Source organism: Dietzia aerolata (assembly GCF_014144865.1).
Classification (GTDB): Bacteria; Actinomycetota; Actinomycetes; order Mycobacteriales; family Mycobacteriaceae; genus Dietzia; species Dietzia aerolata.
Window position 1 is genome coordinate 1 of sequence record NZ_JAALDM010000089.1, and the last position, 8,621, is coordinate 8,621.

An 8,621-nucleotide genomic window follows, 5' to 3' on the forward strand; every position below is an offset into this window, starting at 1 on the left:
CGCCCGTACCCCCGATAGGTGAGCCACGCCAGCACCCCCATCGCGCCGTAGATCGCGCCGATGAACACCGCCAGCGCGATCATCGCCGGCACGACCTCGGACGGCTCGAGCCCCGCGAACTCGTCCAGATCCACCCCGTCGACCAGGTCCCGCACCGCGAACACCAGCAGCACCAGCACCGAGATCCCCACCAGCGCGCACGCGGCGGTGATGGCGAGCGGACGCGGTAGGTGGCCGGGGTCGGGCGCGACGTCGTCGGCGGGACGATCGCCGTCCCCGGAGGCCACGCCGCCCTCGGTCTGCGGATCGTCATACCCGCGCGCGGCGCGCACCACCCCGAACGGCAGCTCCGCCGCCGGGACCTCGGGCACCGCGACTGCGTCCAGGTCGATGACCGGCATGTCGCCGTCCGTGTGGATCGCGTCCCCGCCGCCGTTGCGGTGGTGATAGCCGGTGGAGAAATTCTCCAGCACCCGCACCTGCGAGGCGGGCACGTTATAGAGGATGGAGTCGACGATGTAGTCGCGCTCCACGTCGATATCCGCGTCGATCTTGTGCGTGACCTGCAGCGTGAACAGCGACAGCCCCACCGAGCGGTCGTAGGTTCCCGCGCCGAGCCACTGGACCCGGTGCCCGCCCGGCAACAGCCAGCCGTCGGGGCAGCGCCAGAACCGGACATGATGCCGCTGGGCCGCGTTGCCCTCGACCTCCTGCTGATACGCCAGGCACTGCTTCCGCCCGAACAGCCGCAGCGGACTCACCGGCGCCGCCGGATAGGACCTGCGGAACACCGACGAGACGATGATCCCCCACGAGGAACGCGCCGTGATGTCATCGGCCAACACCCAGCCGCACGCCGTCATGGCCTCGTGGATCTGGCGGGCCGTGCCGTCGACCGCCAGGTTCACCGGGTCGCCCAGCAGCCCGTCGGAGGTCCTGGTCCGCGCGATGAAATAGCCCGGCACGTACACCCGCGCGAGCAACGACTGCAGCCGCGGCAACACCAGATAGGCCACCAGCAGCCAGAACGGCACGAGCAGCGTCACCGACCACCACGTGCGGTGCCACGCATCATCCATGAGCCGCACCGCCAACCACACCGCCGAGACCGTCGCCACGACGAAGAACGCCGTGTCCACCACCTGGCCGGGCAGTGGACGCCGGACCGCGTCGTCACGGACCTTCGACGGCAGGCGGGCGTAGACGGGCGGCGAGGTGGGGCGGGCCCTGGTGTCGTAGCGGGCGCCGGTGTCGTGGGAAGCGCCGGCAGGCATGTCGCGGCGCCCGGGCCGCGCGCGCTCGCTGGTGGACATGACCCAACGATAGTCCCCGGTCCGCCCCCTCGACCCACTGTTGCCCTGCGAGAATGTCACCGTGTCCCCGTCCGATCCCTCCGCCTCCTCCGCCGCCCCGGGGCCGACCCCCGCCAGCAGCCTGTCCGCCCACGAAGATCACCTCCGGGCGCTCGGGCTGCCGATGATGCTCGCCCCCGCCACCCGGCTCCGCGAGCTACTGCCCCGCAGCGCCGGGTTCGCGGTCGGGCTCGCCCTCCTCGGGGTCGCGTTGGCCGCGCTCGACCGGTCCAACGATCTGGCGATCGAGGTCATGGACCGGTACGACCTGACGGACGTAGAGGCGGGCGGGGCGGGCGGGGCGGGCGCGGACCTTCCGGACGACGACACCTTCTGGGCTGAACTGGCCGACGCGGCGGAGCCGATCATCGAACTCCTCGCTCTATCGATTGCCCTCGCGGTGGTCGCTCCCCTCCTGGGATGGGTCGTGGCGAAGATCGCGAGAAACGTCTCCCGGGGAGCCGCCACCGCCCTTGGGCTCGGATCGATGCTCGCCCTCGTCGTCGTCCCCGTACTGACCTTCACCTCCGCCAACGGTCCCGACCTCGCCGACACCCTCCTCGCGGCGGCGCTGGTCCTGGTCGGCACCTACCTGGGCGCCGGATCGCTGCTGCGGTGGTCCGCGCGGCGGGTGAGGCTCGAACTCGGCACGATGGGGCCGATGGTGGCGCGCGTGCTGCCGCTGGTGATGCTCGCGGTGCTGTTCCTGTTCTTCAGCGTCGAGCTGTGGCAGGTGATGGTGGCGCTGTCGTGGCCGCGGACGTTCGCCGTGATCGGCGTGATCCTCGCCCTGACGGTGCTGCTGGTGGGGATCACAACCCGCGATGACGTCCGGCACGAGTTGCGCGAACGCTACAGCGAGACGCCGCTGCGGTGGACCGAGCGCGCCAACATCCTGCTCGTGCCGGTGCTCGCCACCCTCATCCAGGCGGCGCTGTTCGCGACGCTGGTGTTCGCGTTCTTCCTGTTCCTCGGGTGGACCGCGGTGCCGGAGACGACCGAGGCGCGATGGACGCAGACGCCCGACAACGAGCCTCAGGGGCTGATGTTCGGCCTGCCGATCTCCGTGACGCTGGTCCGGGTGGCCCTGACGTTGGCGGCGTTCTCCGCGCTCAACCTGGCCGCCGCCGCGGCCTCCGACGCCGCCCACCGCGCGCGATTCGTGCGGCCGATGATCGACGAGGTGGTGCGGGGCCTCGACGCGCGGGAGGCGTACCTGGTGGTGCGGTCGCGTCAGGCGCGGCGGTGAGTCCGGCGGCGTCAGGCCCGGCGGTAGGCCCGCTTGCGCAGGAGGACCGTGGCGGCGAGCGCGGCGAGCACGATCGCGGCCGCCACGCCCAGCGCCGCCACCCCGATATACACCTGTAGTACCGCGCCGATCACTCCCCCGGTGACCAGCGCCGACCACAGCGCGACCTGCTGACGGTACGGCGCCCACGAGCCCCCGAACAGCGCGTCGACCAGGCGATGCGCGGACTTGACCACCGCGCCCGTCATATAGGTGACCCCGAGGGAGACCTCGCCCCGGGCGTGGAACACCGAGTTCATGGAACCCATCGCCGCCGCGACCACCGCGATCCCCACAGGCACGGTGAAGATCTGGGCCGTGGTGGTCAGCTGCAGGACCAACGCCAGGAGCAGGAGCATCGACACGAGGGTGAGCACCGCCGGGCGGTCGTCGAGATTGCGGCGGCGGGTGACGAGCGCGCCGCCGACCGCGCCGAGGAAAAACGACACGAGCACGACGGCGGCGATGCCCGCCCCGCCGAGGTCGCCCTCCGCGAGGTCGACGACCATGCGCGTGGAGTTGCCGCTCATGAACGACACGAAGTAGCCGCCCACCTCGAGGAACCCGACGGCGTCGACGAACCCCGCCGTGCCGGCCAGCACCACGGCCAGCACCCTTTCCCGCCTGCGCAGATTCAGCATCTGGTGCGCTTTCTGGCGGCCGGCCCGGTCAGGGCTGTCAGGCCTGGTCGACGCCGAACAACGCCGGCAGGGTTCCCTCGTGCGCGGCGCGCAGCTCGTCCATGCTCAGGCTGAACTGGTCCTGGACCTCGAACGTGCCCGAGTCGGTGTCGGTGACGCCGATGCGGGTGTGCGGGATGGCCTGCGCGGTGAGCATCTGCTGGAAGCGGATCTCCTCGCTGCGGGGCACCGAGACGATGACGCGGCCCGAGGACTCCGAGAACAGCCACACGAACGGGTCGGCGTTCGCGGGCAGCACGACCCGCAGGCCGCACTCCCCCGCCAGCGCCGACTCGACGAGAGCCTGCGCCAGGCCGCCCTCCGACAGGTCGTGGGCGCTGGAGATGAGGCCGTCCTTGGACGAGGTGGCCAGGATGCGGGCGAGAGTGGCCTCCCACTTCAGATCCACCTTCGGCGGCAGGCCACCGAGGTGATCGTGGGCGACCTGCGCCCAGATCGACCCGTCCAGCTCGTCGCGGGTCTCGCCCAGCAGGTAGACGCTCTCGCCGGGGGTCTCGCCGAACGCGGTCGGGGTGCGGCGGGCCACGTCGTCGATCACGCCGAGCACACCCACGACGGGAGTCGGCAGGATCGGCGTGGTGCCGGTCTGGTTGTAGAAGCTCACGTTGCCGCCGGTGACGGGGATGCCGAGCTCGGCGCAGCCGTCCGCCAGACCGTGCACGGCCTCACGGAACTGCCACATCACGCCCGGATCCTCCGGCGAGCCGAAGTTGAGACAGTTGGTGACGGCTACGGGGCCGGCGCCGGTGACGGCGACGTTCCGGTAGGCCTCGGCCAGCGCCAGCTGGGCACCGGTGTACGGGTCGAGGCGGGTGTACCGGCCCGACGCGTCCGTCGACAGGGCGATGCCGCGTCCGGTCTCCTCGTCGATGCGGAGCACGCCACCGTCGGCGTTCTCGGCGAGGATCGTGTTGCCGCGCACGTAGCGGTCGTACTGCTCGGTGATGAAGCCGCGCGAGCACAAGGCCGGGCTGGCGACCATGTCCAGGAGGGTCTGGCGGAGCTCGTCGCCGGTGGCGGGGCGCTTCAGGTTCGCGGTGGTGTCGGCCTGGAGGGCGTCCTGGTCCGCCGGACGCTCGACGGGCCGCTCGTAGACCGGGCCGTCGTCGGCGATGGTGCCGGGAGGGGCGTCCAGGACGGTCTCGCCCTGGAACTCGATGGTGAGCTGGTCACCGTCGGTGACCTCCCCGATGTCGGTGGCCAGCACGTCCCAGCGGCGGCACACCTCCATGAACGCCTCGACGTTCTCCGGGGCCACGACGGCGCACATGCGCTCCTGCGACTCACTGGACAGGATCTCGGCCGCGGTCATGCCCTCGGCGCGCAGCGGCACGTTGTCCAGGACGATGTGCATTCCGCCGTCGCCGGCCGCGGCCAGCTCGGACGTGGCGCACGCCAGTCCGGCACCGCCGAGGTCCTGGATGCCCACCACGAGCTTCTCGCGGTACAGCTCGAGGCAGCACTCGATGAGGACCTTCTCCGCAAACGGGTCGCCCACCTGCACGCTGGGCAGCTTGCGCGGCTTGACCGGGTTCCCGTCCTCATCCACGTCGAAGCTCTCCGACGCCAGAACCGAGACGCCGCCGATCCCGTCGAGTCCGGTGCGGGCACCGAACAGGATGATGCGATTGCCGGTACCGGAAGCAAACGCCAGGTGCAGGTCCTCGACCCGCATGACACCGGCGCACAGTGCGTTGACCAGCGGGTTACCCACGTAGGAGCTGTCGAAGACCGTCTCGCCGCCGATATTGGGCAGGCCGAGGCAGTTGCCGTACCCGCCGATACCGGCGACCACACCGGGGAGGACACGCTGCGTGTCCTCCGCGTCGGCCGCGCCGAAACGCAGCTGGTCCATCACGGCCACCGGGCGCGCGCCCATCGCCATGATGTCGCGGACGATGCCGCCGACGCCGGTCGCGGCGCCCTGGTAGGGCTCGATGTACGAGGGACTGTTGTGCGACTCGACCTTGAAGGTCACCGCCCAGCCGTCTCCGATGTCGACGACTCCGGCGTTCTCTCCGATACCGGCGAGCATCGACGAGCGCATCTCGTCCGTGGTGGTCTCACCGAAGTAGCGCAGGTGCACCTTGGAGGACTTGTACGAGCAGTGCTCCGACCACATGACGGAGTACACGGCCAGCTCGGCGTCCGTAGGACGGCGGCCGAGGATCTCCCTGATGCGGAGGTACTCGTCTTCCTTCAGACCGAGCTCGGCCCAGGGCTGCTCCAGGTCGGGGGTGGCTGCGGCGTTCGCGGTGGAATCGACAGGAGTGGTCACGACGGCGAGTCTAGTCGGGATCCGCGCACCGACGAATCCACTCCCTGGCTTGGGCCTCCGCGGGACCTTTCCGGGGCTGGTGGGCGGTCGCTGGCGCCGCTACGACGAGAGGATCTCGAACGTCAGGCCACCACGCTCGACACGCTCCAGGAGCGCATCCCCCATCGCCTGCGCGGTGGTGAGCTGACCGGACAGATCCGGCAGGTCGTCGAATGCCAGACACAGTCCGGACTCGGCGAGCATCATCGACGTCTCCGTGTAGCCGGGGTCGCCTCCGGAGACCCGCGAGAGGACCCTGCGCCCACCGGCCATCGCGACAAAGGTGACATCGAACGAGGACTGAGCACGCCGCGCCTCATCCGGCCCGGCGCCCCGGTCGATGCGCCGCAGGATCTGCGACCGGATGGGCGGCAGCTGTGAGCCGAGGGCAATGGCGCCGACCCCGACCATGCCGACCGTGGCCGTGACGGGCGAGCCCACCGACGCGTAGTGGGAGTAGGTGAAGTCCGGTCCGTAGCTCTCCAGCGCGGCGGCGGAACGCAGCACGATCTGGGGATCGATCGTGGGCAACGGGACCAGGTATCGCTCCAGCACCTCGTCGCGGTGGGGTTTGCCCTGGATCGACTTGATCCGTCGACCGGGCGCGTTGCCCTCCTTCTTCCTGCGCTGCTTGGCCGACTTGGCGGCCTCACGCAGTCGCGCGAACTGGCCAATCGCCGAGTGGAAGGTCCCGCCCGAGAATCGTGCATCCGCCCGGACCGCGCCGTAGACCACCGCCGGCACACCCTCCGGCACGTGCTTCATAGTGTAGAAAACGCCCAGGTCGTGCGGGATCGAATCGAAACCACACGCGTGAACGATCCGCGCCCCGGATGCCACGGCGGCGTCGTTATAGGCGAGGTACATCTTGTCGACGAACTCGGGCTCGCCGGTCAGGTCCACATAGTCCGTGCCCGCCTCGGCGCACGCAGCCACCAGCGGCTCGCCGTATTCGAGGTACGGCCCGACGGTCGTGATGATCACGCGGGTCGACCGGGCCATCTCGGCCAGGGACTCCGCGTCCTCGGTGTCCGCCACCACGATGCCCGGCGCCGGCACCTCCGGCATCTCCGCCGCGAGCCGCGCGGCCACGGCGTCCAACTTGGTGCGGTTACGCCCGGCGACTGCCCACGCGCCACCCTCCGGCATGTTCCGCAGCAGGTAATCGGCGACGAGACCCCCGGTGAAACCGGTCGCCCCGTACAGGACGATGTCGAACGGTCGCTCGGCCTTGGCCACCTGGGATTCGGACTGACTAGTGGATTCGCTCACCACACGGTTCTACCGCAAACTGCGGCGCTGGTACGGCCACTCGCCGTCGACCTGAGTCGTCGGCGGACTTCCGACGTGGATAGTCGGCTGACCGCACTGCCGTCAGCCGGCATTCAGCCCGCCCGGGGAAACGTCACAGATCACTCGATTTGGACGCCCGAACGACTTCACCACCCCCGCCAACAGTCCAAGAGTGAAGTCGCCGGCCTCGGCGCCGACGCGGGAAGCACGGGCGGCAGCCTGGATGCTCTCGGCACGATCGCCGGAATTCTTCGGGGCGGCACCGGCGGCCCGACCACCTGAGTCGGCGCCACAACTCGCGCTCTCGATCAATTGAGCGGCGCCGAATAAGTCAGAGCCCGCCGGACGATCCCCGGCGGGCTCTGACTTTGTGGCTTCGACACGGACAGTGCTCACAGACTCCCGACCCTCAGCCCACGGCCGCCCATTGAGCGACCGACCAGCTACCGCCGGTCAGGCCTTCACAACCGCGTCCAGCGCGGACAGGAACAGCCCCATGCCGTCGTCGGACGGGCCGGTCAGCGCGTCGATGGCGTGCTCGGGGTGCGGCATGAGGCCCACGACGCGCCCGTTCTCGGAGGCGATGCCGGCGATGTCGTTGGTGGAGCCGTTGGGCGCGCCACCGGCGTAGCGGAACACCACGCGTCCGTCGCCCTCGAGCTGCTCGATGGTCTCGGCGGAGGCCATGTAGCGACCCTCGCCGGACTTGAGCGGGATGAGGATCTCGGCGCCGGCGTCGTAGCGGGAGGTCCAGGCGGTGTCGGAGTTCTCGACGCGCAGCCACTCGTCGCGGCAGATGAAGTGCATGTCGCGGTTCCGACCGAGCGCGCCCGGCAGCAGCCCGGCCTCGCACAGGATCTGGAAGCCGTTGCAGATGCCGAGGACGGGCATGCCACCCTTCGCGGCGGAGATGACCTCGCCCATGACGGGGGCCATCGAGGCGATGGCGCCGCAGCGCAGGTAGTCACCGTAGGAGAAGCCGCCGGGAACCACCACGGCGTCGACGCCCTTGAGGTCGGCGTCGGCGTGCCAGAGGGAGACGGCTTCGGCGCCGGAGCGGGTCACGGCGCGGGCTGCGTCTAGATCGTCGAGGGTGCCGGGGAAGGTGATGACCCCGATCCGGGCGCTCACGCCAGGACCTCGGTGCGAATGACCTTCCAGTCCTCGATCACGGTGTTGGCGAGCAGCGACTCGGCGATCTCCTCGAGCTGCGCGTCGGTCACATCATCCGACACCTCGAGCTCGAACCGCTTGCCCTGGCGAACGTCGGTGACGCCGCCGTGGCCGAGGCGCCCGAGCGCGCGGTGGATGGCCTGTCCCTGCGGATCGAGGATCTCTGCCTTGGGCATGACTTCGACGACTACTCGGGCCACGGTGGGAACTCCTCGTTCGGGCTGGTAAACGGCACGGTCCCGGCCAGGCCGGGGCTCGGGGTCGATCCTACCCGCCGAGGCGCACGCAGCCCGAACGGCCGAGGCGGAACCGAACTTCGGAACTGAATTTCAGGCGGCGCCGACCAGCGCGACGGCCGGCCATTCGTAGCGGGTGGCGCGGGCGCCGTGCTCGCCGGTGACCTGGTCCACGGCATCGAGCAGCGCCGAGCGCGGTGTGTTGCGGCGCAGGTGCTTGGCGGCGACGTTGAGGCGCACGAGCCCTCCCCCGGCGGCGGT

General features: G+C 70.3%; 7 protein-coding genes. 1 reads left to right on the forward strand and 6 read right to left on the reverse strand.

Going from position 1 to position 8,621, the window contains the following annotated elements; all coding sequences use genetic code 11:
- On the reverse strand, window positions 1–1,313 hold a 1,313-nt coding region (locus tag G6016_RS06300; protein WP_241729843.1), incomplete at its 3' end, for an LssY C-terminal domain-containing protein.
- Window positions 1,314–1,374: 61 nt separating this feature from the next.
- Here G6016_RS06300 and G6016_RS06305 point away from each other — a divergent pair.
- Window positions 1,375–2,601 (forward strand): hypothetical protein, encoded by a 1,227-nt coding sequence (locus tag G6016_RS06305; protein ID WP_182631828.1) that lies wholly within the window; start codon window positions 1,375–1,377, stop codon window positions 2,599–2,601.
- 11 nt (window positions 2,602–2,612) lie between these two features.
- Here the strand turns inward: G6016_RS06305 and G6016_RS06310 are convergent, their stop codons facing one another.
- The 5 genes from G6016_RS06310 to purS form a co-directional block, all read right to left on the reverse strand.
- Complete coding sequence (locus tag G6016_RS06310) at window positions 2,613–3,281, reverse strand: YoaK family protein (protein ID WP_182631829.1); 669 nt, start codon at window positions 3,279–3,281, stop codon at window positions 2,613–2,615.
- A gap of 37 nt (window positions 3,282–3,318) precedes the next feature.
- The gene (purL, locus tag G6016_RS06315) at window positions 3,319–5,619 is read right to left on the reverse strand and encodes a phosphoribosylformylglycinamidine synthase subunit PurL (RefSeq protein WP_182631830.1); all 2,301 of its coding nucleotides are present in this window, start codon (window positions 5,617–5,619) and stop codon (window positions 3,319–3,321) included.
- A 99-nt stretch (window positions 5,620–5,718) separates the two neighbouring features.
- Window positions 5,719–6,930: a saccharopine dehydrogenase NADP-binding domain-containing protein gene (locus G6016_RS06320; protein ID WP_182631831.1), complete on the reverse strand. Its 1,212-nt coding sequence runs from the start codon at window positions 6,928–6,930 to the stop codon at window positions 5,719–5,721.
- Between the two features lie 474 nt (window positions 6,931–7,404).
- Window positions 7,405–8,082, reverse strand: coding sequence for a phosphoribosylformylglycinamidine synthase subunit PurQ (gene purQ, locus G6016_RS06325; protein WP_182631832.1), 678 nt, complete (start codon window positions 8,080–8,082; stop codon window positions 7,405–7,407).
- Window positions 8,079–8,324: a phosphoribosylformylglycinamidine synthase subunit PurS gene (purS, locus tag G6016_RS06330; RefSeq protein WP_182631833.1), complete on the reverse strand. Its 246-nt coding sequence runs from the start codon at window positions 8,322–8,324 to the stop codon at window positions 8,079–8,081. Before purS ends, purQ begins: the two co-directional genes overlap by 4 nt.
- Between the last annotated feature and the right edge of the window lie 297 nt (window positions 8,325–8,621).

What these genes read in the sequence shown, in the direction of transcription:
- G6016_RS06310 (WP_182631829.1), bottom strand. Translation starts at nt 3,281, where the DNA reads ATGCTGAATCTGCGCAGGCGGGAAAGGGTGCTGGCCGTGGTGCTGGCC.